This is a genomic window from Enterobacteriaceae bacterium ESL0689, from assembly GCA_029433525.1.
GTDB lineage: Bacteria > Pseudomonadota > Gammaproteobacteria > Enterobacterales > Enterobacteriaceae > JAQTIF01.
The window spans coordinates 1,336,406-1,361,752 of record JAQTIF010000001.1 but is presented as its reverse complement, the minus strand read 5'-3'; the positions used below and the strand labels follow the sequence as shown (position 1 = coordinate 1,361,752).

Here is a 25,347-nt window from a genome sequence, read left to right as displayed (position 1 = left end):
GCAGGAGGAACAGCGAGGTGAGACAGATTTTTATCTGCCTCACGCCGCTTTAAGCATAGGTATAAATCACACTAATGACAGTCTCTATCGTACCCTGAGTCGGACGACCATTAACCGTCACCACTCTGGCCCATAATGAAAACACGGCGTCCATATTGGGATCATTAACATTGACCGTCATCCGGCTACCCTTACCGAGCGGACCACTGTTTCTGTTCTCCAGCAGTTCAATCGCAACGTTGGTCGCCGTTCCCTGATTTTGGAAATAGTGGGTACCGTTATACATCGTGCCATCAAACGTCGCCGTGACCCGCGACGTGCCAACAGGGCAACCACTCATAGAAAACACAATCGGATGGGATAGCGAAAAATCCCCCACATTGACTTGATTAAAGGCATAGAAATCACCCAGATTGATTTGTTGATTTACTACACTTCCTACACAAGGTTTGGCCACCACCTGGCCATTCACGGTGATCGTCACATCAGCCGCTGGCAGGGAGAAAGCGACGCTGAGTAACCCCGCCAGCAACCATCCCGCATAAGCCTTTTTCATACCCGCCTCCGCTTATTGAAATTCGAGAGTGAACGTCGCTGTTGCCTGCACTATACCGGCCACTACCGGTGATCGGCTTGCCTTCAAACGAGCATAAAAATTCACAATATTAGACTGACCAGGCCGTAATGGTGTCCATCTGATCGAGGTTTGCAGCGCATTGAGTGGCTGAATATTTTTATCGCTATCAAGAATCTCTACCCCCAGCCCGCTGGCACTACCATCATTTTTTAACAAATGTGGATCGTCGCCATCGGCAGTGCCTGTGAAACCGATGCGGACATTTGTTGTTGAAGCACCACAGGAAGAGAACACAATCTTAAATGGCACCATGACAGTGGTTGCCCCAACAATATTCAGCTGTTTTGTCGCGTGATGCAGCAGATCGACTCCAAAGTTGACCGACTGACTATCCACCTCGCAGGAATTATCATGCATATAACCATTAAGGGTAATGGTGCTTTCCGCAGCGATAGTATGGGTCGCGACCAGTGTCAGCAAAATGCAAGGCAGACAAAGTAATTTTCTCATGTATTGCCTCCTTAGCGACATTCAACCGATAGCTGGCTTAACGCTTGCTGCTGGCTCTCAGCTGGCAAGTGATAATCCGCCACACAATGGGTATCAGTTTGATTACCCCATTGCACCTGTACGCTACCTGTCAAAGGCATACCGCTGAGATAAACCTGTCCGTTATCGGCGACAATGCCGCTGCTTTGACTGTTGTCAGCGGTCACTTGCGCCCCAAAGGGTGCCGGTTTACCATTGTGAATCAGCGTCATAAGAATTTTTATCCCAACGTGGGGTTTAAAATCAGCACGAACAATCGCGCCACGGGTCGGAACCACACTGACGACAGCATCATCCAGATCGACATTATCCGCCAGGCTGTTGGTATTAAGCGCAATACGGTTTTCCCGGTACTCGCTCGCGTAAGGGATCACGGCATAGCCCCGCCAGTCAGTGTATACCCCGGTCTGGTTTTCAACTTTTACGTTACCTGCCCCAGGTGCTTTGACCAGCACAGCGGTATCGTTCAGTGGCTGGCTTAACGTGATGCCATTAGCATGTACCAGCATACCGCCCGTAACACCATAATAGAGTTGTTTAAAACCATTACTGCGGCTGTAACCGACATTCGCGTTGCCATAGCCACCGCGATAATTCAATGCGGTATACCCCGTCGAACCACTATTGCCATCACCACCATCATTACGTCCTGCCTGGACACTGTAGCTGAGGTTATTATCTTCCAGTAAGGTGCCGTAAAGCCCGGCCATATTGGTCATGCGGCCGTTAAGATCATGTGACATGCTGTAGCTGGCGTTGGCTCTCTGCCAGATAGATTGCGTGTCGGAACGCAGCCAGTGACTAAAGGGAATATTAACATTGAGAGACAACATCTGGTCGTTCCCTTGCTGCCAGGCATTTTTTGATAAACTATAACTCAGCGTCCAGCTGATATCGCCGGTTGCCGCATTAAGCCCAGCCTGCAGCTGTTTGTCGACATGACTGGTGCTCCAGTAGGTTTGGTGGCTGCCCGTCAGATAGAGACTGGCCATATCGGTCAGCTGCTGGCTGACACTGACCTGGGTCTTACCGCGTCGGTTATAAGTCAGATTGTAGTAGTCCGTGTATTTGGGCTTAGTGTGAACGATACCATTCGCTGTTTCTATACTATAACCACTCATTCGACTGTACGTGGTATCAGCAAAATTATAATAGCCACTGGTGGAATAACGATATCCCACTAACTGGATATTGGTTCCTGTTTCATTCAACGACTTGTTATATAAGAAACGTATCGATTGGCCGTGATGATCGCTGTCATCAGGCAGTGTGGCGTTAGCCTGAGTCACATCCAGTGACATCGCTCCCAGATAACCCATATTTTTACCGACACCTAAATTAAAGGCGCGATAGCGATCCGCCGCCTGAGTACCACCATACAATGTCCAGCCAGCTGGCAGCCCTTGCATCAGAATACCCTGGAAAAACTTCGGTTTTTCCTGTTGTTTATTGCCATTGCGGTATTCACCGGCATTGACGGCATAACGTGTATGGCCTTCACGCTGTAACATCGGCACAGTGGACCACGGAACACTGAATACCTGGCTACTACCATCTGCTTCTTTTATCGTGACCTGAAGATCACCGCCATTACCTGCGGTGTAAATATCGTCGATGGTAAAGGGGCCTGGAGGCACTGTATTCTGATAGATTTCATAACCATTTTGTTTAATGGATACCTGCGCCGTACCACGCGCAATCCCGTGAATAACCGGAGCAAATCCCCGCAAACTATCCGGTAACATATTGTCGTCAGAAGCTAACTGCACACCACGGAAGTTAATTCCATCAAAGATATCACCATTGGTATAGCTATCACCAATCGTCAATCGCGAACGTAACGCGACAATATCCCGTTCAAGCCAGGTATTAACGTGCTGCCATTCGTTGATATTATTCGATGAATTACCACTACTATAACTCCAGGTACTGTTATCCCGCAGGCGCCAGGCATCAAAATTCAGCCCACTTTGCAGGTTCAGATAGGCATAATTGCTGCTACCAGAATCGTTATGAACATTATTCCCGGTAAAGTTATAGTTAATTAAGGCCGCGGTAATACCATTATCCCATTGTTCCGGAGGGATATAACCACGGGCATGATTATTCATAAAATCTTGTGGAACCGTGATATACAGATGCTGTTTACCCACATCAAAACGAGAAGTGGCGTCACTTATCAGCGTTGTTAACGGCTGGCATGTTTCGTTGTCCAGCGTTTCGCTCACAGGTAGTTTGGCGATATTGACCCCTATGTTTGACAACTGATTACGTGTCAGACAAGGCACCAGATCACTCCCCTGTTCATTACTATGAAATACAACATCCTGAGTGGTAATCAAATTATCATTCAGATAAAGGTCGACATGATAGGTCCCAGGTGGTATTTCCTGACCTTTTTCAAATCCCGATAAATCGACTTCGGCAGTCTGATCATCGGTTAAAAAACGTGGATTAAAATAGATTTCAGCCTGCACAGGAAATAACCTTGCACAAAACAGCAGTACCAGCGTCGATAGTAAAGTACGCCGGATACATCGGGAACCTAAATCATCCAGTTCATCTTGGCGATACAACATAATCCCTCCGGTTTAATAATATCCGGCTATTTATTTTTGCTGTTGTGTTCCCGATTATTTCACGACTGCTTTCTGTGGCGTAGTCAATGCACCATAATCATTAATTGTCTGGTATGTAATATTACTACCAGCATCAGCAGGTAATTTCACTGAGGTTTTACCCATTGGTGGCACCAGCGCGTTTTCCAGCTCTTTATTTCCTGCTTTGAGCTCCGTCACGGTCAGATAATAAGGGGTGGGATTGGTCAAGACCAGCGATGCCCCTTCACGAGTGAAAGAGAGTTTTTCTGCCGCCTGTTCCGGTGGAAGTGCGAGCCTGGCTGGGCGATAGTATAGTTTGATGCGGCTGATAATCGCCAGTTGTAAAGTATTTTCGCTCAGTTTAGCCTTATCCATTGCTGGAATCGCTTTGACATTCATCCAGAACAGACTCTCGCGATCCTGCGGCAATTGATTATTAGTCGCATCAATAATGCGCAGTGTATTCTCTTTTTTGCCTTGCATCGAAAACAGCGGTGGAGTAACAACGAAACGGCCATCTTTTTTCCCGTCGGCATTTTCTACCCATGACTGAATTAAATAAGCACTTTTATTATCGCTGTTAGTCACAGCTAACTGGACCTGTTTTTGTCCGGCTGGATAGATAACCCGAGTGGCACCCAGCGCAACGCCTGCTTCAGCATGGCGACTTACGCCATAAGTCGCCAAAAGTAAAACGCCTGCCAGTATGGCATGAGTTATCTTGTGCGATTTTCTTATATTCTGCCCTTGTTTATTCACTATATGTTCCTGTTTTATAATTATTGCAGGTGAATTCCATTGTAATATTATTTTTAATTGACTTACTGATAGGTCAATGAGAACCAGGCCTGAGAATTAACAACCCCACCAACAACCTGATTTTCAGTTGCCCTGTATTTCGCGACAAAGTGAAGCGTTGTCGGGCCATCATGAATAAGTGTCTTGCTTTCGGATGGTTCACTCAGCAGGATCTGTTTACCGTCTTTGTCAAACAGAACGATACCCACTCCTCTGGCAACCCCCGGTGCATCACCCGCTGAAAGTACATCGGTATATTTATAGTCAGTCACACCGTGAAAAGTCACACTAACGCGCTGACTGATGGCTGTGCTGCAATCCTGTAAATGAATATCAAAAGCCACCGGATTGCTGTCTTCACCAACAGTATGAAACCTGTTACTACTGATCTGCCCCATGTTAACAGTCATTTGCTGATCACCCGCTTCAACGCGACAGGCCTCCGCGATAATGATCCCCTGAAAACGCAAGGCACCTTCTGCCTGAGTCGTGGCTGACTGTACACTCGCTGTGGCCAGACCGGGTAACAAAATAAGTAACAGCCCAGATTTTATTAGTTTCATCAATAAGTTATCCTGGTCCGCTATAAAATATTGTGAGCCCTCCTGGCTCTTATTGCTTCCCTGCCGAATTCAGATCTTATTGATACTGCACTTTAAAGGTGACATCTGCATTAGCGATACCTGCAGTTGCCACACCGGTAGCAATATAATGAGCCTGCAGTGGAATAATATTAGTCCCTGCGTTCAGCATAGTTGATGCACCAAAATCAGTACCATCCAGTACCAGCGCAGTACCTGTTCTGTCTGTAATCTGAATACCGACATTGACGGCGCTGCCTGCAGCAGAATTTTGCAGTGCCAGAATCTTAGGCTGGCCACTCACTGTTGTGCCGATGAAAGCGACAGCGGCTTTTGTCGCTACACTCACATCACAATCATCTAACTGAATCGTAAAACCAACATTCGTGCTGATATTACCTGTTGTACCCAGTTGGTCAGAACGCACCTGACCTAACTGGACAGTTTGATCAAGTGAGGCAGCGTTGATGGCACAAGCCGCAGAAACAACTTCACCTCTAAAATGTATCTCACCACCATTAACTATTGTTGACGCAGCTAAAGCAGATACTGAACTCAGTGATAATGCAGACATTGCGATGATTGCTAATGATTTGATCTTCACAGTGGTACTCCTTAATTGATATAAATTACCGTACTTCAAGTTATCCAGGTTATTTAGTTTAGATGCACTTAATCTGGCATTATATGCAAACACCATGCCCGCAGACTGGCCTGCTTACCATTTTTCACCTGTAACAAATACTCAGAATATGTATTATGCCATTATCAAACGATGTTATTCGTACACATTTACAGCGCGCATATAATACGGAAAAAAAACTTTTTTTTAATGACTATGAATATAACCAAAAATAATCACATCAAAGTTTAACACCTTACATAATATAACATAGATGATGGTTATCAATTTGTCGATACAGAAACGGCTTTGTTGAATAAATAGATATTATGCTGCGTGCCTACAAAAACATCGGTCTTCCTCAACGTAAAATCAGAAGGTTAAGGTCAGGGTCGGAAGCTTCTCGCAGTAGAGACCAGCATTTATGACCAAAACAGGTGTGATAAAACAGCATGGTTCACTATTATTCAACAAAGCCTACAGAAACATGTTGACATATCGCAACACCACACCAGACACCGGCCTGGTGTCATATCAGACTATTGGTTTGGCTCATCTGTCATTAACAAATTCGCTAAAAAATATTTATAAAAATCAACTTATTAATTTTACCACTCACTTTTTAAAAGTAAAATGATACTTTCCCTACCCGTTTCCACCCTCACTAATCGTGATATTTTCTCTCTAAAATATTTTTTGTTATCGCATGGTTTCTTAGCGTTAATCTCTATGTAACAATTTTGGGTCATGTATTCAACATATTGATCACGTTGTATCATCGCTCTTTTTATCAGAGACACCAGATGGCTAAAATTGACGTAACATGCCCGTTTTGTCAACAAACTGAACCCGTTAAAAAGCATGGCCTGGGTAAGTCCGGTTTTCAGCGCTATCGTTGTCAGTCATGCTGTCGTACTTTCCAGACCGATTATGCTTATCGTGCCTGCCGCCCCGGCATGAAAGAACAAATTGTTGACCTTGCTATAAATAATGCCGGTATCCGTGATACCGCACGGACTCTGCATATCAGCATCAATGCCGTTGTCCGCACTTTAAAAAACCCGCGCCACGATGTGTAACCACATTGCCGCTGGATAATCTGCAAATCCAGCTTATCTGTGAAGTGGATGAGATGTGGTCTTTTGCTGGCAGTAAAAAGCAGCAACGCTGGCTGTGGTATGCGTGGGAGCCTCGTCTCAAACGTATTATTGCGCCTACTTTTGGGCGCAGGAGCAAAAAGACACTGCGCAGGTTACTGAGATTATTATCAGGTTTTCATGTCGCCTTCTGGTGTACCGATAACTTCAGCGCATATGACATACTGCCGGATGAAAAACATATCAGGGGTAAGCTTTACACGCAGCGGATTGAACGGGACAACCTGAATCTGCGTAACCGGTTAAAGCGACTGAATCGTAAGACACTGGGGTACTCAAAATCTTTTGAGATGCATGACAGGATCATCGGTACTTTTATTGAGCGCGAATATTATGTTTGAGACAATATAAACATATTGAATATACCACCAGCAATACGGGCTAACGCCCGCAAACCGGGACGAAGCGATTACAGTTTAATAGTCTGCCCCTCTGTTAAAAACCGCAGTTTAAAATCAACCAGAAAACTCTTATTTTCATGACGCATTTAATATTACACACTTTTTATTCTGGCATTTAATCCTTTGAAGTAAAATTCAAACAAGTCTTTAAAAATTTAACTTATAATATTTTTAACAAATTGTGCGATATTTTTTCTAAATAACATTAAGCTATCGTTTTCTCTCCCTTTGAGTGATAAGCATACTGATGAGCGATAGTCGTCATTCATGCAGGATCAGATTTCTGCGCCTGTAACAATGCCGCCTGATGCACAACTCTGGCAAAGCATGATGGCTCGCGATTAAATATCTTTCTGTTATAGATAAGAACTTTTTCTTCCTTGCCGGATAGCATCGGTTTATGGGAGCGTGGCAGGTATGAAATACAAAATAAAATTTTAAGGGAAATATCATGCGGATAACAGACATAGCATCGCAATTGGTATTCGGTATATTGATACTGACGACCCAGGCGCAGGCCGACCAGTTAGCCGATATTAAAGCGGCTGGTGTGATAAAAATCGCCACTTTTGATGCTAATCCCCCTTTTGGTTCGATTGATCCTGAAAGCCATCAACTGGTAGGGTACGATGTCGATTTTGCACAGGCACTCGCGCAATCACTGGGTGTCGGCCTCAAACTGGTCGCGACGAATCCGGCAAATCGAATTCCGCTATTACAATCAAGTAAAGTGGATCTGATCATCGCAGATATGACGATTACCCCGGAACGTGCTCAGGTGATTGATTTTTCTCTCCCCTATTTTGTCACCGGTCAGCAATTCCTTGTGCCGGCAACTTCCGCTGACACGCTGCAAAGTTACCAGAAATCACGTATTGGAGCAGTAAAAGGCACGACGGGCGAACAGACATTACATCAACGTTTCCCGCAATCACGGGTTCTCTCCTATGATGATATTCCACTGGCACTGACTGCACTACGTCACGGTAATGTCCAGGCGATTACTCAGGACAGCACGATTCTGGCTGGCTTGCTGGCCGCCGCACCCGATAAACAAAAATTTAAGATTATTCCTGAACTGCTCAGCAAAGAAGAGATTGGCGTAGGGGTAAAGAAAGGCCAGCCCGCATTGCTGAACGCGGTGAATCAAGGGTTGCTGGAGCTCGAAAAATCAGGCCAGGCAACCAAAATATACGATCTCTGGTTTGGCCCGACCACTCAGACACCGCAACCACGCACATTTACTATCGAAGCGAAATAGTATGTTATCCGCTCTGTTTTCATCCGCCACAGCGGCGTCTGCGGATTTTTCGCATTTACAACGCGCCAGCATTGAATTTCGTCAGGTTGCCAAAAGTTACGGTAATCATCAGGTATTGAACAATATTAATCTGCAGGTTGAGCCGGGCGAGGTCGTCGCGATCCTCGGCCCCTCCGGTTCCGGGAAATCGACATTGATTCGCCTGATCAATCAACTTGAATCACTCAGTGAGGGTGAAATTCTGATCGATGGCAAGCCCACCCATCAACTGACTGCCCGCGCTTTACGCCAGTTACGCAGTCGGGTCGGTTTTGTTTTTCAGCAATTCAATCTCTATGCCCATCTGACAGCACTACAGAATATTACTCTGGCCCTGGAGCGTGTGCACGGCTGGAAGAGCGATGCCGCTCGTCATCGCGCACTGGCACTGCTGCAACAGGTCGGGCTGGAGGATAAAGCGCAATTTATGTCTGCTCAGCTCTCTGGTGGTCAGCAACAGCGTGTTGCGATTGCCCGCGCCCTCGCCTCTTCACCACAAATTATTCTTTTCGATGAACCGACATCCGCCCTCGATCCTGAAATGATCGGTGAAGTATTACAGGTGATGAAAACACTGGCCCACAGTGGCATCACGATGCTTGTGGTCACCCATGAGATGCAGTTTGCCCGCGAGATCGCTGACCGGGTGGTCTTTATCGATAAAGGTGAGATCCTCGAAGTCGCGCCTCCAGCGACGTTTTTTGTACATCCACAACATGTCCGCACGCATCGTTTTCTACAAAAAGTCCTCAATCCGTTACACCAGGAGCGCCCCGATTGACTCCTGTTTTTGACTGGCACGGCATACTTAGCGGACAACCTCTCCAGTGGCTGATCTCCGGTTTTCTGACCACCGTAGGGATCAGTATCGCCGGGATCGTACTGGCGACTATTCTGGCTATTCTGTTGCTGGCCTTGCGGTTAGGGGGTGGCAAGGCAGGACGCGGGCTGGTGGCCTGCTGGGTTTCATTATTTCGCAACACACCGCTGCTGGTACAACTGCTGTTCTGGTATTTTGCCGCCTGGAACGGCTTGCCATTGGGCCTGCGTGATTTTATCAATGCCGATCATCAATGGGCCGTTCTGCCGGAAAACGTCTGGTGGTTCACCCCTGAATTTCTCTGCTCTATGTGGGGATTAAGCGTATTTACGTCGGCATTTCTGGTAGAAGAGGTCACTGCCGGGATACACGCTATTAGCCTCGGTCAACGGGAGGCCGCATGTAGCCAGGGATTGAGCGCATGGCAAACCCTGCTTTATATCCTGCTGCCCCAGGCAGTGGCAAACGCCTGGCAACCCATCGTCGGTCAGTATCTGAATCTCATCAAACTCTCTTCGCTAGCCAGCGGCATCGGCCTTGCCGAACTGACTTATCAGGTTCGGCAAATCGAAAGTTATAACGCTCATGCCCTCGAGGCATTCGGTGCCGGAACCCTGTTATACCTGGCGTTTGGCATGATAGCGGGAACACTACTTTCCTGCTTCGGCCCGGCTAAAAAACGAAATGGAAGCGTATCCTGTGAACGTTAATCTGGCGGTTATCATCGATAATCTTGATTATCTGCTATGGGGGCGACTGGCGGAAGGTATTCCAGGCGGTGTCGTGCTGACACTGATGATGGCGACTGGCGCAGCCATACTGGCCCTCCCTGGCGGGATTTTACTGGCTGGCGTCGCCTGGCGCTATCATGGCCTGGTTCGTCGATTGCTGTTTCTGTGGGCAGAACTCATTCGCGGTATTCCACTGATTTTCGTTATTTTCTGGCTCTGGTATCTGCTACCGATGCTCACCGGCAGCGATCTACCTGGGGCGGTTACGGTCACTCTCGCGCTGGCGTGGTTCACCAGTGCGTCGGTGATGCATTCAGTGCTGGCGGGCTTGCAGGCATTGCCAGCCGGACAATATCAGGCGGCTCGCGCCCAGGGTTTCTCCGCCTGGCAGGCATTACATTTGATTTTATTGCCACAAGCGTTGCGTCATATACAACCTTCTCTGGTGGGCATTTTTATCAATCTGCTTAAAGATACCTCGCTGGCATTTATCGTCAACGTCCCGGAACTGACCACCGTTGCCGGTCAGGTTAATAACCGGGTACAGATCTACCCATTAGCCATTTTTCTTTTTACTGGCGCTGTTTATTACCTGCTATGCTGCGGCCTGAATCAGCTGGCAAATCGCTATTTAGCCAGACGCGCCCCCCGCGGCTAACAAACGGTGACATCTGAGTTGACTGGCGGATCGCAAAACAGACATCGCCGCCCTATACCATTGACCTTAATGCTTGCAACTAACTCATTTTTATGAGATATCTTTTTCGTTCTTATTATATAAAGAGCATTATCTGTAGAGAGTTAATCTCTTCTTCCACATATCATTACCCCCCAATATTGATGTGGATAACGCCAGCACGCACTTATGGATTACAGGCGGAAATAAAAATGAAAAGTCAGTACCAAATGATCTTTTTGCTGTTTATTGGCTATGTCTTCGTTTATATCGATAAAACCGTCATCGGCTTCGCGATGTTGCCGATAGAGCAGGAGTTTAGCCTCGATAGTAAACAACTGGGCTATATCACCGGTGTTTTTTTCCTCGCTTATTCGCTATTCCAGATCCCCTCCGGCTGGCTGAATGACCGAATTGGCTATAAACCGATGCTCATCATGTCACTCTTAGCGCTGGGGGGGTGTGCCCTCTGCTTCGGTGGTCTGGGTTTCAGTTTCGCGCTTCTGCTACTGTTTCGTTTCCTTTCCGGCGTCGGCCATTCCGGCTACCCTTGTTCATGTGCCAAAGCGGTGGTCAGTAATTTCAGCGTCGAAAAACGCACTTTCGCCCAGTCTATTTTGCTGTCATCGGCAGGACTGGCGATGACTATCGGGCCGATTATTGCGACTAAGGCCATATCCGCTCTTGGATGGCATTACTCCTTTGTTGTACTTGGGCTAATGGTCTGTGTGGTTGCAGCTCTCATCGCCTGGCAGGTGCCACGCCAACAGCCAGCGGCAACGGTAGCCGCAAAAAAAGAGGCCACTCATCATGCATTATGGCGTAACCCCACCGTTATTCTGCTGTTTATCGCGATATTCTGTATCAATATTCCTACCTATGGTCTGATGGCATGGCTACCCAAATTTTTCGTACAAAACATGGGAATGTCGCTGACTGGCTCTGGCTACGTCGTCGCCGCGGGTGGCCTTGGTATGTGGATATCTTCGCTGGGCACTGGCTGGCTGGTAGGAAAATATTTTCTCAATCGTGAATCACAGGTGATCGCTGTCAGTGCGCTGATCAGTGGCGCGGCTATTTTTGCCATTTTTTATGCCCCGGACCCACTGATTGCCAGCCTGCTGTTATTCATCGGCGACATCTTTTTAATGACCGCCTTCGTCACGGCCTTTACGCTGCCGATGAAACGCCTACCGGAAAACATTATGGGGTCGGCTATCGGTCTGATTAATACCGGGGGAACGCTGGGAGGCTTTGTCGCACCGATCGTGATTGGTTATCTGGTGGCGACGACTCACGGTTATGCCAGTACGTTCCTGTTTCTGTCACTGGCGATGGTCTGCTCGGCAATTGCGGTGCTGCCATTGATGCGCCGCAAAGCCATCGTCGCTGCTTCGTCTGCTGCTGATTGAAGGAAAAATTTATGAATCACGCTACTGAACTGTTGGTTTCCGCTGCTGCCGAAGAGGCTCTGCGCTGGCGTCGTCATATCCATGCTCATCCTGATCTCTCTTTTCAGGAAAAACCGACGGCCGATTATATTGCCAGTGAACTGGCTTCTTTCAGCGAACTGGAAATCAGCCGCCCGCTGGAAAACTGCGTTATTGCCGTACTGCGCGGCGCCCATCCAGGGCCGATGTGGGCATTACGTGCCGATATTGACGCGTTGCCCTTGCAGGAAGAGAGCGGTGAACATTTCTGTTCCACCGTACCAGGGGTCATGCACGCCTGCGGTCACGATGCGCACGCGGCGATGCTGATGGGTGCAGCGAAGGTACTCAGCCAGCTAGGTGACAAACTGCACGGCAGTATTAAATTTATTTTCCAGCCAGCAGAGGAAGTCCCACCAGGGGGTGCCCGCGAACTGGTGAAGATCGGCATACTGGATGATGTAGAACATATTTTTGGCCTGCACGTTTTACCGGCGATACCAACAGGTAAACTTTCGCTGAAAGAGGGCGTCTACGTCGCATCCAGTGATAACTTCGATATTACTATCCAGGGCAAAGGCGGTCATGGTTCGATGCCGCAACACTGTATTGATCCCATCACCATCGGTGCGGAAGTTGTCACCGCCCTGCAACAGATTGTCGCGCGGAATGTCGACCCGGCAACCGCCCCGGTGCTGACTATCGCCACCTTTCAGTCGGGTGACAGCTATAACGTGATCCCCAATAGCACTAAGCTGGCGGGGACGTTACGCACCCATAATCAGCAAGTGCGTGAAGAGGTGCCAAAGCTGATGTCACGGATCATCAACGGCATCACCGCCGCCCACGGCGCAAGCAGTGAGATCCGCTGGCAGCAAGGTTATGCCGTGGGTTATAACCATCCCAGCACCAACGCTATCGCGATGGCGGCTATCGAACGCCACTTTCCGGCCGGTACACTGAAGCGGGAAGAGCGGCCACTGTTCGGCAGTGAAGATTTTTCCTCCTATCAGGAAAAAATTCCCGGTACTTTCCTGTTCATCGGCTGTGGCAATAAGGAAAAAGGCGCAACATGGAGCGTACATAATCCCCATTTCCGTATCGATGAAGATGTTCTGGCGGCGGGTATCAAAACCCACATCGCGCTGGTGAGCCAGTTACTGAACATTGATTAGCACTTTTTTGCGCCCGGCGGTCACCGTTTTGTTGACTATCGCCGGGCTCACTCATAAGCATCAGTGACCGGAAAATCATATCTGCCTGTTAATTGCGTCGCGTCACAGTATATTTGTCAGCCATCCGCCAACGTTTTGCCCGCTAAAATAACGCTTAATGCACAGGATCCTGTGCCGGAAATCCTCATCACCCTTCTTTGTCAACAACCTGATTGATGCTATTCTCTGCAGCCAGAGATAATTGATGGTATATCCAGCAAACAATAAAAAAAGAGCGAATAAGAGCCTGTCGCTACAAGAGATGGAGAATGAGCATGGCGGGAAATCACCGCGAGCCGATCGGGCGTCAAGTGAAATCCTCACGTCCGGAAAAACAACACGCCTCCCGTCGTCGCAACCAGGGTGAAGATTACGACGATGATGACAATGACTATGATGATAATGAATATGATGAAGATGACTATGATGATGAGCCGATGCCGAAGCCGAAATTAAAGAAAGCACGCCGTCGGGGGAAATCCCCGCGCCGTAAAGGGTTTCGCTGGTGGTGGATCATCAGGCTGGTGATCGTTTTTGCTGTACTGATCGCTGCCTATGGTGTCTATCTTGATCAGAAAATCCGTAGTCGTATCGATGGTAAAGTCTGGGATCTTCCCGCTGCGGTATATGGCCGAATGGTCAATCTCGAACCCGATATGCCAATCAGTAAAAACGAGATGATCAATCTGCTCAATGCCACACAGTATCGCCAGGTCAGTGCGATGACACGCCCTGGGGAGTATACCGTGCAGGGCAATCGTATTGAGATGATTCGTCGGCCATTTGATTTTCCGGATAGTAAAGAAGGACAGGTTCGTGCCCGTTTGAATTTTGACGGCGATCGTCTGCAATCGATTGAAAATATGGAAAACAACCGTCAGTTTGGCTTCTTCCGTCTCGATCCCCGCTTGATTACCATGCTGCAATCGGCCAATGGCGAACAGCGTCTGTTTGTCAAACGGAGCGGCTTCCCCGATTTACTGGTAGAGACCCTACAGGTGACCGAAGATCGCCACTTTTACCAGCATGATGGCATTAGCCTGTACTCAATCGGTCGTGCGGTACTGGCGAACCTGATCGCCGGGCGGGCGGTACAAGGTGCCAGTACGCTGACGCAACAACTGGTCAAGAACCTGTTTCTTTCCAGCGAACGTTCCTACTGGCGTAAAGTGAATGAAGCCTATATGGCGCTGATCGTCGATGCCCGCTATAGCAAGGATCGTATCCTTGAGCTGTATATGAATGAGGTCTACCTCGGCCAGAGTGGCGGCAACGAAATCCGGGGGTTCCCGCTGGCAAGCCTCTACTATTTTGGTCGCCCGGTAGAAGAACTCAGCCTTGATCAGCAGGCTTTGCTGGTGGGAATGGTAAAAGGCGCGTCAGTATACAACCCGTGGCGTAATCCAAAGCTGGCGCTTGAACGGCGCAATCTGGTGCTGCGTTTATTGCAGACCCAGAAAGTGATCGACCAGGAGCTCTACACCCTGCTGAGCGCCCGTCCGCTGGGCGTACAACCGCGAGGTGGCGTCATCTCTCCTCAACCGGCATTTATGCAGCTGGTACGTCAGGAATTACAGGATAAGCTCGGCGATAAGGTGAAAGACCTTTCCGGCGTGAAAATTTTTACCACTTTTGATCCTGTCTCGCAGGATGCCGCCGAAAAAGCGGTGCTTGAAGGTATCCCGTTACTGAAGAAACAGCGTAAGTTGCCCGATCTGGAAACCGCAATGGTCGTCGTTGATCGTTTGAGCGGCGAAGTCCGGGCGATGATTGGCGGTGCCGATCCACAATTCGCTGGTTATAACCGGGCGATGCAGGCGCGTCGCTCCATTGGTTCACTGGCGAAACCCGCCACTTATCTCACGGCGTTAAGTCAACCAAATCAGTATCGTCTGAATACCCTGATTGCTGATGCGCCGATCACCCTGCGTTTAGCGAATGGCCAGACCTGGTCGCCCCAGAATGATGATCGGCGTTTCAGTGAACAGGTGATGCTGGTGGACGCACTCACCCGATCGATGAATGTACCGACCGTGAATCTCGGAATGACGCTGGGTTTACCGGCCGTCAGCGAAACCTGGCAGAAACTGGGCATCCCGAAAGCACAGATTGACATGGTTCCTGCGATGCTACTGGGGGCACTGAATTTCACGCCTGTGGAGGTCGCACAAGCCTTCCAGACGATTGCCAGCGGTGGTAACCGCGCCACCCTGTCGGCACTGCGTTCGGTGATCGCCGAAGATGGCAAGATACTTTATCAGAGCTACCCGCAGGCACAACGAGAAGTCCCGGCACAGGCGGCGTATATGACCCTATGGACGATGCAGCAGGTGATACAGCGCGGTACAGGACGTCAGTTGGGTGCCCGATATCCCGATTTGCATCTGGCGGGGAAAACCGGGACCACCAACAATAATGTGGATACCTGGTTTGCCGGTATTGATGGCAATCAGGTGACGATCACATGGGTCGGTCGTGATAATAACCAGCCAACCAAGCTGTATGGCGCGAGTGGTGCGATGTCTATTTATCAACGTTATCTGGATAACCAGACGCCGACACCCCTGCTGCTGACTGCGCCGGAAAATGTGGTGGAGATGGCGGTGGACAGCAATGGTAATTTTGTCTGCGCCGGTGATGGCGTGCGTTCTCTGCCCGTCTGGGCAACCTCGCCTGATACCTTGTGTCAGCAAGACGAATTGTTGCAACAGCAAAATAATCCGTTTAATCAACCTGATCGCCAGCCATCATCTGCGCCACCGCCAGCACCGGAAAAGAGCGACGGCGTTGCTGGCTGGATCAAGGAGATGTTCGGTAGCAATTAATGTTCAGACACAACGAGCGATAACCATCGGGGAGCACTCCCCGATGGCACTTACAGTTGTGCGAATGCCTTACGTGCCGCAGCAATGGTGGCATTGATATCATCATCGCTATGCGCCACCGACATAAATCCGGCCTCAAATGCGGAAGGAGCCAGATAGACGCCCTCGTTGAGCATCAGATGGAAGAAGCGCTTAAAGCGTTCCACATCGCACTTCAGGACATCCTGGTAGCAGGTCACTTGTGGCGCGGAGGTAAAGAACAGACCAAACATGCCGCCGACATGATTGACTACCAGCGGAATTTCAGCATCACCAGCCGCATCCAGCAATCCCTGAGCCAGCTGGTCGGTCAGATCGGTTAATGTTTCCTGCACACCGGGCTGAGCGACTTCGTTCAGGCAGGCGAGTCCCGCAGCCATTGCAATCGGATTGCCGGAGAGCGTACCCGCCTGATACACCGGGCCATCCGGTGCCAGCGCCTGCATCACATCACGGCGCCCACCAAAAGCACCGACCGGCATTCCACCGCCAATGATTTTGCCCAGACAGGTCAGATCCGGCACCACACCATAGTAAGACTGCGCACCGGCCAACGCCACGCGAAAGCCGGTCATCACCTCATCGATAATCAGCAACGCACCGAACTCATCACACAAGGCACGCAGACCAGGCAGAAAATCAGGCAGTGGCGGAATACAGTTCATATTACCGGCCACCGGCTCGACAATAATACAGGCGATCTCTTGTGGATACTGGCTGAATGCGGCACGCACGGAGGCCAGATCGTTATAGGTGCAGGTCAGGGTATGTTTAGCAAAGTCAGCGGGAACGCCTGGCGAGTTCGGCTGGCCCAGTGTCAACGCCCCGGAACCCGCTTTAACCAGCAGACAGTCAGCATGACCGTGATAACAACCTTCAAATTTGATAATTTTATCCCGCCCGGTAAAGCCCCGCGCCAGGCGGATAGCGCTCATCGTCGCTTCCGTGCCGGAATTGACCATCCGCACCATATCCATCGTCGGCACCAGCTCAGTCACCCGCTGCGCCATCGCGACTTCCATCTCGGTGGGGGCACCAAAACTCAGGCCACGTTTTGCGGCATCGATGACGGCATTGCGGATCACCGGATGGTTATGGCCTAATACCATCGGCCCCCAGGAACCGATATAATCAATGTAGGCTTTACCATCAACATCATAGAGATAAGCGCCATCGGCACGTTCGATAAACAGGGGCGTGCCACCAACACCGCTAAAAGCCCGTACAGGAGAATTGACACCGCCGGGGATAAGTTCACGTGCGGCGTGATAAAGAGTTTCCGATTTGCTCATTACTATGATCCTGATTGGTATTAAATATCTGACTGCTTATTCTAAGTGATTACGCTGGAGTTATATACCATCATCCGGCAGGCGCTAAGAGCCTGGCCCACCAGGCGTTATTGGCGCAGCCAGTCTGGACACGAACAGCGCGGAGAAACCGCAGCATACAGGTCGTACCTGAGGATTTCGAGCACTGTCCAGGGCCAAAATGGCAAGTAAAATAGCCTGATGAGCCAGGTGCTAAGCAGAGAAAAAGCTTAACACAGGGTGTCTTCCCCTGATCCTAAATTGAAAATAAAGAAAAAACATGAAAAGAGTCCCTTCCTCCTCTGAAGCAAAACAGATCGAACGCTTGCGCCGTATGGCGGTGGTACATCGCCTGATCCAGCGTGATAAAACACCGCTAACGGTGTTGTTGATGGCCGCCGTCGTCGGAACCCTGACCGGCGTGGCTGGCGTCGCTTTTGAAAAAGGGGTGACGGGGGTACAAAATCTGCGGCTCATGACCCTGGTACAGTTCGCTGACCGACCATTCCTGTTCTGGCCGCTAGCCTTTCTCTGTTCTGCTTTTCTGGCAATGACGGGCTACTATCTGGTGCGACGTTTTGCCCCGGAGGCAGGTGGTTCCGGCATCCCGTAAATAGAGGGCGCGCTGGAAGATCTGCGCCCGGTGCGCTGGTGGCGAGTGTTGCCGGTCAAGTTTATCGGCGGCATGGGGACACTGGGAGCGGGCATGGTGCTTGGACGTGAGGGCCCCACGGTACAGCTGGGGGGGAATATCGGGCGCATGATGCTGGATATGTTTCATTTGCGCAGTCCCGAAGCCCGTCACACCTTACTGGCAACAGGAGCGGCGGCCGGGCTTTCAGCAGCCTTTAACGCACCCCTGGCGGGAATTTTATTTATCCTCGAAGAGATGCGCCCACAGTTTCGCTACAATCTGATCTCGATCAAAGCGGTTTTTACCGGGGTGATTATGTCGGCGATTGTGTTTCAACTCTTTAATGGTCAATCGGCGATCATCGACATCGGTAAATCGGGCGATGCACCGGTAAAGACGCTGTGGTTATATCTGATCCTCGGGATGATTTTTGGCTGTATCGGGCCGTTGTTTAATCGCCTGGTGCTGGCAACCCAGGATCTGTTCCAGCGTATTTATGGCGCTAGTCGCAAAAAAGCGGTGATGATCGGCGCGTTGATTGGCGGATTATGCGGCGTGCTGGCGCTGATCGAACCCGCAGTAACAGGCGGTGGTTTTAGCCTGATCCCGCTTGCGGCAACAGGAAATTTCCCGGTCAGCTGGTTACTGTGGATCTTTGCCGCTCGGGTATTGATGACATTACTGTGTTTCTCTTCCGGTGCGCCCGGGGGTATTTTTGCTCCGATGCTGGCGCTGGGAACCTTACTGGGTACGGCGTTTGGTATGGCCATGATACCGATGTTACCCGACTGGCATCTGCAAGCGGGCACATTTGCTATCGCCGGAATGGGCGCGCTGATGGCGGCCTCTGTTCGTGCGCCTTTAACCGGCATTATCCTTGTGCTGGAGATGACCGATAATTATCAACTTATTTTACCGATGATCATCACCTGTCTTGGCGCAACCCTGCTGGCGCAATTCCTCGGCGGTAAACCGTTATATTCGACTATTCTTGAACGTACCCTGGCGAAACAGGCCGCCAGCACGCCGTCGACGTCAGGGGCCAGCACTTGAACGATTTCATTGCCTGTTAGATAATGATGCCAGAGGTCAGGTTATTCTTTAACCTACCATAAGTCTCAATGGGAGCGTAATAAAATGAGTGATGATATAGCGTTACCGCTGGAATTTACCGATGCTGCAGCAAAAAAAGTCAAACTGCTGATTGCCGATGAAGAGAATCCCAATCTCAAGTTGCGCGTCTATATTACCGGCGGAGGATGCAGTGGCTTCCAGTACGGCTTCACCTTTGATGATCAGGTGAACGAAGGTGATATGACCATCGAGAAACAGGGGGTTGAACTGGTGGTTGACCCGATGAGCCTGCAATATCTGGTCGGTGGTTCTGTCGATTACAGCGAAGGTCTGGAAGGTTCCCGCTTTATTGTGATCAACCCCAATGCGAAGAGCACCTGCGGTTGTGGATCGTCATTCAGCATCTAATTCTGGCATCCGCAGTCACCCCCTTTACCCCTCCTGCGCCAGTGCGCGGCAGAGTTGCTGAGCCGCTAACAGAATACGCGGGCCAGCACGTTCAAACCAGTCATGATTGAGGGCAATAACGCGCACACCTGGCTGATCATGCCAGTAGCGCTCGACCGCGCGTGCTTTGCTGATATCACCAGCGATAACAATAACCTGTGGCTTTCCGGCCAGTACCTGCTCGCGACCGACCTGAGGCCACGGTGCAGGACTGGCGGCAAAAATATTTTCTCCCCCACACAGTGTCAGGATCTGATGCTGAATCGAGTGGTGATTGGTGGTAAAAAGCGGCTGTGTACCGAATTGTAAAAAGACCCGCTGGCGGGCGACATTGGCGTAGCGTGTCTGGAGCGTCGCATAACTGTTTTGCATCTTCTGAGCGGCCTGGCGGGCTTTTTCCGGCTGAGGGCTCCACGCGGCCAGCTGTTGCAGGGTGGCGATAATATCTGCGATGGTCGTCGTCTCGACCCATATCACTTTGATCCCCAGCCGACTGAGCTGATTCACCTGACGTTCGCTGTTTCCGCCCCGCCATGCCAGAATCAGATCCGGTTGCAACGCCACAATACGCTCCAGATTAAGACCCTGCCAGTTAGCGACCTGTTCGATATCACGGGCGGCGGGCGGATAATCGGAATAGCTACTGACCGCAATCGGGGTGATCCCGGCGGCAAATGCCAGCTCGGTATTGGCCGGTGACAGCGAGATAACCCGCGGTGTGGCAAAGAGCGATAGCGGGATCAGCAGCCACACCGCGCACAGCAGTCGTTTCAGCAGCTTAACCATGGGTCAGATGCTGCACCATTTTCTCCACCATCAATGAAGATTGTTTCGCGGCAGTGGCCAGAAACTCATCGAAGCTCAGGTGAGATTGCTTATCTGCCACGTCGGAAATCGCCCGTACCACCACAAAGGGGACGCCGAAGTTATGGCAAACATGTGCAATAGCAGTGGCTTCCATCTCGACCGCGACGGCCTGCGGGAAATGATGGCGGATTTTCTCCAGCCCATCAGCGCCGTTGATGAACGCATCGCCGCTGACGATAAGACCCCGTACCGCATGCAGTCCCAGCGCGGTAATACAACGCTGGGCGGTGGCGATAAGCTTATCGTCGGCTTTAAAACCTGCCGGGCAGTCCGGTAACTGACCATATTCATAACCGAAGGCGGTGACATCAGCATCGTGATAGCGTGTTTCGTCAGAAATAACGATATCACCGACCTGCAGGGTCGACGCCAGGCCACCAGCGGAACCGGTATTGATCACCACATCGGGCTGGCAGTGTTCCAGCAGGAGTACCGCACCCATCGCAGCCGCCACTTTACCAATTCCCGACTTTAACAACGCGACATCACAGCCCCCAAGCTGACCGGTGTAAATTTCACTGCCACCGAGGGTGAATGTCTGACAATGGTTGATTTTATCGCGCAGGAGAGTAACTTCTTCTTCCATAGCGCCAATGATACCAATTTTCATAGAGTTACTCGCGTTCTGTCCATTTTGTAACATAGTCTATCATGTCCTTAAAAGGAAACGTTATTGTTCGTGCAGGAGAAGCTATGGCAAAAATTGATTTTCGCAACAAAATTAGCTGGCAACGCTGCTATGGTTCACCACAAAGTAGCGAAACAGAACATGACATTCTGCGTATTTTTGAAAGTGATCGCGGGCGAATTATCAACTCACCGGCGATCCGTCGTTTACAGCAAAAGACGCAGGTCTTTCCTCTGGAGCGCAATGCTGCTGTACGTACCCGTCTGACGCACTCTCTGGAGGTTCAGCAGACAGGACGTTACATTGCCCGAGAGATCCTCAGTCATCTGAAACAGCAGAATTTGCTGCAAACCTATGGCTTAGATCATTTAACGGCCCCCTTTGAGAGTGTTGTCGAAATGGCTTGTCTGATGCATGATATCGGCAACCCGCCATTTGGTCATTTTGGTGAAGCGGCGATCAATGACTGGTTCCGTCAGCGGCTGGCACCGGAAGAGGCTGACCACGAAGCCACTGATGATCGCTGTCGCGTCGATGTGCTACGCGGGCAAGCGGGCCGTGGCAGACTGAATGAACTGCGCAGTAAAATCCGTCAGGATCTGTGCTGTTTTGACGGTAACGCTCAGGGGATCCGTTTAGTGCATACCCTGATGCGGATGAATCTGACTTCCGCACAGGTGGGCTGTATCCTGAAATATACCCGCCCGGCCTGGTGGCGGGGAGAACTGCCCGCCAGCCACAGCTATTTAATGAAGAAACCCGGTTATTATTTATCCGAAGAGGAGTATGTCGCGCAATTACGTCAGGAGCTGGATCTCGGCCCTTACAGCCGCTTCCCGCTGACATGGATAACAGAAGCGGCAGACGATATCTCTTATTGTGTCGCTGACCTTGAAGATGCGGTAGAAAAACGCATTTTCAGTGTCGAACAGTTATATCAGCGGCTGTCTGAGGCATGGGGGCCGGTCAAAAAGGGATCGCTATTTGCGCTGGTGGTGGAAAATGCGTGGCAGAAATCACGGACTAATTCACTTCATCAGAGTGCGGCCGATCAGTTCTTTATGTATTTACGGGTTAATACCTTGAATAAACTGGTGCCCTACGCCGCGAATCAATTTATTGATCATTTAGCCGAAATCTTTACCGGTGATTTTAATCAGGCGTTGCTTGAAGATGAGAGCGATTGTAGCCAGCTGCTGAAACTTTATAAAAATATAGCTATAAAACATGTATTTAGCCATGAATCTGTCGAGCAGCTTGAGCTGCAAGGCTATCGTGTTATCCGTGGGCTGCTCGATATCTATGAGCCGTTGTTAACCTTATCGCCGCAACAGTTTAGTTTACTGGTAGAGCACGGACGAACCGCCGATTTACCGATTGCTTCACGCTTGTATCAGAAACTCTCAACCCGTCACCGGCTGGCTTATATCGAAGCGATAAATAAAATCTCGCCTCAGGCCGAAGAATATCCTCTCATGGAGTATTATTACCGTTGTCGTTTGATTCAGGACTACATCAGCGGAATGACCGATTTATATGCGTGGGATGAATACCGGCGGTTGATGGCTGTAGAATAATGACCGGAGATCGCGGCGTACTATCAACGTCCACTTTTGTAAATATCGACAATAAATTTTTACTTTTCCCCGTGGTTTAATCAGGGAACTTAGTATGATAGAACGACTCTGACAGCCATAACCTGACAATTTGCATTATCAAAATTGAGATTGAGATATGATGAAAAAAACCACGTTAGCAATGAGCGCTCTGGCGCTAAGTTTAGGCCTGGCGTTATCCCCGCTCTCGGCGAGCGCGGCAGAAACATCCTCTTCTTCTGTGCAGCAAATGCCAAGCCTGGCACCGATGCTGGAAAAAGTGATGCCGTCAGTCGTCAGCATCAATGTTGAGGGGAGTGCTACGGTTAATACACAACGTGTCCCGCGTAACTTACAGCCATTTTTTGGTGATAACTCGCCCTTCTGTCAGCAGGACTCCCCATTCCAGGACTCACCGTTCTGCCAGGGCGGTGGTAATCCGGGCGGCAATGCGAAACAGCGGAAATTTGTTGCCCAGGGTTCCGGGGTGATTATTGATGCCGGGAAAGGTTATGTTGTGACCAATAACCACGTTGTTGATAATGCGACGACAATAAAAGTCCTGCTCAACGATGGGCGTAAATTTGACGCCAAAGTGGTGGGCAAAGATCCGCGCTCTGATATTGCGCTGATTCAGATCCAGAACCCGAAGAACCTGACAGCGGTGATGCTGGCAGATTCTGACACCCTGCGGGTGGGCGATTATGCCGTTGCCATCGGTAACCCTTTTGGACTCGGTGAAACGGTCACTTCAGGGATTGTCTCCGCGCTGGGTCGTAGCGGCCTTAACGCCGAAAACTATGAAAACTTTATCCAGACCGATGCGGCGATTAACCGCGGTAACTCAGGGGGAGCACTGGTCAATCTCAACGGTGAACTGATTGGTATTAATACCGCGATCCTCGCGCCGGATGGCGGCAATATCGGTATCGGTTTTGCCATTCCAAGTAATATGGTGAAAAACCTCGCAGAACAGATGGTGAAATATGGCCAGGTGAAACGTGGCGAGCTGGGAATTATGGGAACCGAGCTCAATTCCGAACTGGCGAAAGCCATGAAAGTGGATACCCAGCGTGGGGCGTTTGTCAGTCAGGTACTCCCCGGTTCGACAGCGATGAAAGCGGGCATTCAGGCCGGTGATGTGATCGTTTCCCTCAATGGTAAAGCGATTAATAGCTTTGCTGCACTACGTGCCCAGATTGGTACAATGCCGATTGGCAGTAAAATTGACCTCGGATTGATACGTAACGGTAAAACAGTCAACGTCACCCTGGAATTGCAGCAAAGTAGCCAGAATCAAGTGGACTCCAGCACTCTCTTCAATGGCATTGAAGGGGCAGAGATGAGCAATAAAGGCCAGGATAAAGGGGTGATCGTGAATAACGTGAAGCCCGGTACCCCCGCAGCACAAATTGGCCTGAAGAAAGGCGATCTGATCGTCGGCGTGAACCAGCAAGCGGTAAAAAATATCGCTGATTTGCGCAAGATTTTTGAAACCAAGCCATCGGTGCTGGCGTTGAATATTCAGCGTGGTGATAGCACGATCTATCTGCTGATGCAGTGATCAGTAAAGCCCCTTTTTCTGATTGCGAAAAAGGGGCTTTTGAGTGCTAAAGCCCGCTGGCACTGCCGAGAGCCGGGTGTTTAGTCGATACTACGCAGCAGCTCATTAATACCGACTTTACCACGGGTTTTGGCATCCACTTTTTTAACAATAACGGCACAGTACAGACTATACCGTCCATCTTTTGACGGCAGATTACCGGAAACCACGACAGAGCCAGCCGGTACGCGACCATAATGGACTTCGCCGGTTTCACGATCATAAATTTTGGTACTCTGGCCGAGATAGACGCCCATAGAGATAACCGATCCCTCTTCGACGATAACCCCTTCCACAACCTCAGAGCGGGCACCGATAAAACAGTTATCCTCAATGATCGTCGGATTCGCCTGTAATGGTTCGAGGACGCCGCCAATGCCTACCCCTCCGGACAGATGGACATTTTTACCAATCTGAGCACAGGAGCCGACCGTCGCCCAGGTATCCACCATCGTCCCTTCATCGACATAAGCACCAATGTTAACGTAGGAGGGCATCAGTACGGTATTGCGGGCAATAAACGCCCCTTGACGCACGGCAGCGGGCGGTACGACACGAAAGCCCTCCTGGCGAAAACGTTCAGCACTATAATCGGCGAATTTCATCGGTACTTTGTCGTAATAGCGGCTTTCCGCGCCTTCGATCAGCTGATTATCATGAATACGAAAAGAGAGCAGAACCGCTTTTTTCAGCCACTGATGAGTGACCCATTGATCATTCATTTTTTCTGCAACACGTAATGCACCGGAGTCAAGGAGAGAAATCACCTGAAGAATCGCTTCACGGGTGGGGGTATCGACATTATCCGGCGTGATGTCGGCACGGCGTTCAAAGGCAGATTCAATAATATTTTGTAGTTGTTGCATAGC

At 49.9% G+C, this 25,347-nt stretch carries 21 protein-coding genes and 1 pseudogene; 12 read left to right on the top strand and 10 right to left on the bottom strand.

Features of this window, described 5'->3' with window-relative positions; genetic code table 11:
• Window positions 1-49 precede the first annotated feature (49 nt).
• From PT300_06645 to PT300_06620, 6 genes are all read right to left on the bottom strand, one after another.
• Window positions 50-556, bottom strand: coding sequence for a fimbrial protein (locus PT300_06645; GenBank protein MDF7680292.1), 507 nt, complete (start codon window positions 554-556; stop codon window positions 50-52).
• Window positions 557-568: 12 nt separating this feature from the next.
• Window positions 569-1,087, bottom strand: a complete 519-nt coding sequence (locus tag PT300_06640; GenBank protein MDF7680291.1) for a fimbrial protein — start codon at window positions 1,085-1,087, stop codon at window positions 569-571.
• An 11-nt stretch (window positions 1,088-1,098) separates the two neighbouring features.
• On the bottom strand, window positions 1,099-3,705 hold the full coding sequence (locus PT300_06635) for a fimbrial biogenesis usher protein (protein MDF7680290.1): 2,607 nt from the start codon (window positions 3,703-3,705) through the stop codon (window positions 1,099-1,101).
• 54 nt (window positions 3,706-3,759) lie between these two features.
• The gene (locus PT300_06630) at window positions 3,760-4,485 is read right to left on the bottom strand and encodes a fimbria/pilus periplasmic chaperone (protein MDF7680289.1); all 726 of its coding nucleotides are present in this window, start codon (window positions 4,483-4,485) and stop codon (window positions 3,760-3,762) included.
• Window positions 4,486-4,547: 62 nt separating this feature from the next.
• Entirely contained in the window at window positions 4,548-5,087 is a 540-nt protein-coding gene (locus PT300_06625; protein ID MDF7680288.1) for a fimbrial protein, read from the bottom strand.
• Between the two features lie 76 nt (window positions 5,088-5,163).
• The gene (locus tag PT300_06620) at window positions 5,164-5,709 is read right to left on the bottom strand and encodes a fimbrial protein (GenBank protein ID MDF7680287.1); all 546 of its coding nucleotides are present in this window, start codon (window positions 5,707-5,709) and stop codon (window positions 5,164-5,166) included.
• Between the two features lie 821 nt (window positions 5,710-6,530).
• On the opposite strand from PT300_06620, the gene PT300_06615 reads away from it, so the two are divergent.
• The 8 genes from PT300_06615 (at window position 6,531) to mrcB (ending at window position 16,281) form a co-directional block, all read left to right on the top strand.
• A protein-coding gene (locus PT300_06615) for an IS1 family transposase (protein ID MDF7680286.1) occupies window positions 6,531-7,225 on the top strand; the annotation gives its coding sequence in 2 pieces (ribosomal slippage) (window positions 6,531-6,789 and window positions 6,789-7,225; 696 coding nt in all).
• Window positions 7,226-7,736: 511 nt separating this feature from the next.
• Window positions 7,737-8,546 carry an ABC transporter substrate-binding protein gene (locus tag PT300_06610; GenBank protein ID MDF7680285.1) on the top strand — a complete coding sequence of 270 codons (810 nt, stop codon included), beginning with the start codon at window positions 7,737-7,739 and terminating at the stop codon, window positions 8,544-8,546.
• 1 nt (window position 8,547) lies between these two features.
• Window positions 8,548-9,366 carry an amino acid ABC transporter ATP-binding protein gene (locus PT300_06605; protein ID MDF7680284.1) on the top strand — a complete coding sequence of 273 codons (819 nt, stop codon included), beginning with the start codon at window positions 8,548-8,550 and terminating at the stop codon, window positions 9,364-9,366.
• A complete protein-coding gene (locus tag PT300_06600) occupies window positions 9,363-10,115 on the top strand; it encodes an amino acid ABC transporter permease (protein MDF7680283.1) in 753 nt (250 codons plus the stop codon). Before PT300_06605 ends, PT300_06600 begins: the two co-directional genes overlap by 4 nt.
• On the top strand, window positions 10,105-10,794 hold the full coding sequence (locus PT300_06595; GenBank protein MDF7680282.1) for an amino acid ABC transporter permease: 690 nt from the start codon (window positions 10,105-10,107) through the stop codon (window positions 10,792-10,794). Before PT300_06600 ends, PT300_06595 begins: the two co-directional genes overlap by 11 nt.
• Before the next feature lie 230 nt (window positions 10,795-11,024).
• Complete coding sequence (locus PT300_06590) at window positions 11,025-12,224, top strand: MFS transporter (protein ID MDF7680281.1); 1,200 nt, start codon at window positions 11,025-11,027, stop codon at window positions 12,222-12,224.
• A gap of 11 nt (window positions 12,225-12,235) precedes the next feature.
• Window positions 12,236-13,417 carry an amidohydrolase gene (locus PT300_06585; GenBank protein MDF7680280.1) on the top strand — a complete coding sequence of 394 codons (1,182 nt, stop codon included), beginning with the start codon at window positions 12,236-12,238 and terminating at the stop codon, window positions 13,415-13,417.
• Between the two features lie 314 nt (window positions 13,418-13,731).
• Window positions 13,732-16,281 (top strand): bifunctional glycosyl transferase/transpeptidase, encoded by a 2,550-nt coding sequence (gene mrcB / locus PT300_06580; GenBank protein ID MDF7680279.1) that lies wholly within the window; start codon window positions 13,732-13,734, stop codon window positions 16,279-16,281.
• 50 nt (window positions 16,282-16,331) lie between these two features.
• Here mrcB and hemL read toward each other — a convergent pair whose 3' ends face one another.
• Complete coding sequence (gene hemL, locus PT300_06575) at window positions 16,332-17,612, bottom strand: glutamate-1-semialdehyde 2,1-aminomutase (protein ID MDF7680278.1); 1,281 nt, start codon at window positions 17,610-17,612, stop codon at window positions 16,332-16,334.
• 298 nt (window positions 17,613-17,910) lie between these two features.
• On the opposite strand from hemL, the pseudogene clcA reads away from it, so the two are divergent.
• Together clcA and erpA are read left to right on the top strand one after the other, a co-directional pair.
• Window positions 17,911-19,317, top strand: a pseudogene (clcA, locus tag PT300_06570) (H(+)/Cl(-) exchange transporter ClcA).
• A gap of 84 nt (window positions 19,318-19,401) precedes the next feature.
• The gene (gene erpA, locus PT300_06565; protein MDF7680277.1) at window positions 19,402-19,746 is read left to right on the top strand and encodes an iron-sulfur cluster insertion protein ErpA; all 345 of its coding nucleotides are present in this window, start codon (window positions 19,402-19,404) and stop codon (window positions 19,744-19,746) included.
• A gap of 24 nt (window positions 19,747-19,770) precedes the next feature.
• On the opposite strand, the gene btuF is transcribed toward erpA, so the two are convergent.
• Window positions 19,771-20,571: a vitamin B12 ABC transporter substrate-binding protein BtuF gene (btuF, locus tag PT300_06560; protein ID MDF7680276.1), complete on the bottom strand. Its 801-nt coding sequence runs from the start codon at window positions 20,569-20,571 to the stop codon at window positions 19,771-19,773.
• Entirely contained in the window at window positions 20,564-21,262 is a 699-nt protein-coding gene (gene mtnN, locus PT300_06555) for a 5'-methylthioadenosine/S-adenosylhomocysteine nucleosidase (protein ID MDF7680275.1), read from the bottom strand. Before mtnN ends, btuF begins: the two co-directional genes overlap by 8 nt.
• Window positions 21,263-21,345: 83 nt before the next feature.
• Between mtnN and dgt the strand changes: the two genes are divergently transcribed.
• On the top strand, window positions 21,346-22,857 hold the full coding sequence (dgt, locus tag PT300_06550; protein ID MDF7680274.1) for a dGTPase: 1,512 nt from the start codon (window positions 21,346-21,348) through the stop codon (window positions 22,855-22,857).
• A 160-nt stretch (window positions 22,858-23,017) separates the two neighbouring features.
• Window positions 23,018-24,439, top strand: a complete 1,422-nt coding sequence (degP, locus tag PT300_06545; GenBank protein ID MDF7680273.1) for a serine endoprotease DegP — start codon at window positions 23,018-23,020, stop codon at window positions 24,437-24,439.
• 80 nt (window positions 24,440-24,519) lie between these two features.
• Here degP and dapD read toward each other — a convergent pair whose 3' ends face one another.
• Window positions 24,520-25,344, bottom strand: coding sequence for a 2,3,4,5-tetrahydropyridine-2,6-dicarboxylate N-succinyltransferase (gene dapD / locus PT300_06540; GenBank protein MDF7680272.1), 825 nt, complete (start codon window positions 25,342-25,344; stop codon window positions 24,520-24,522).
• Window positions 25,345-25,347 lie beyond the last annotated feature (3 nt).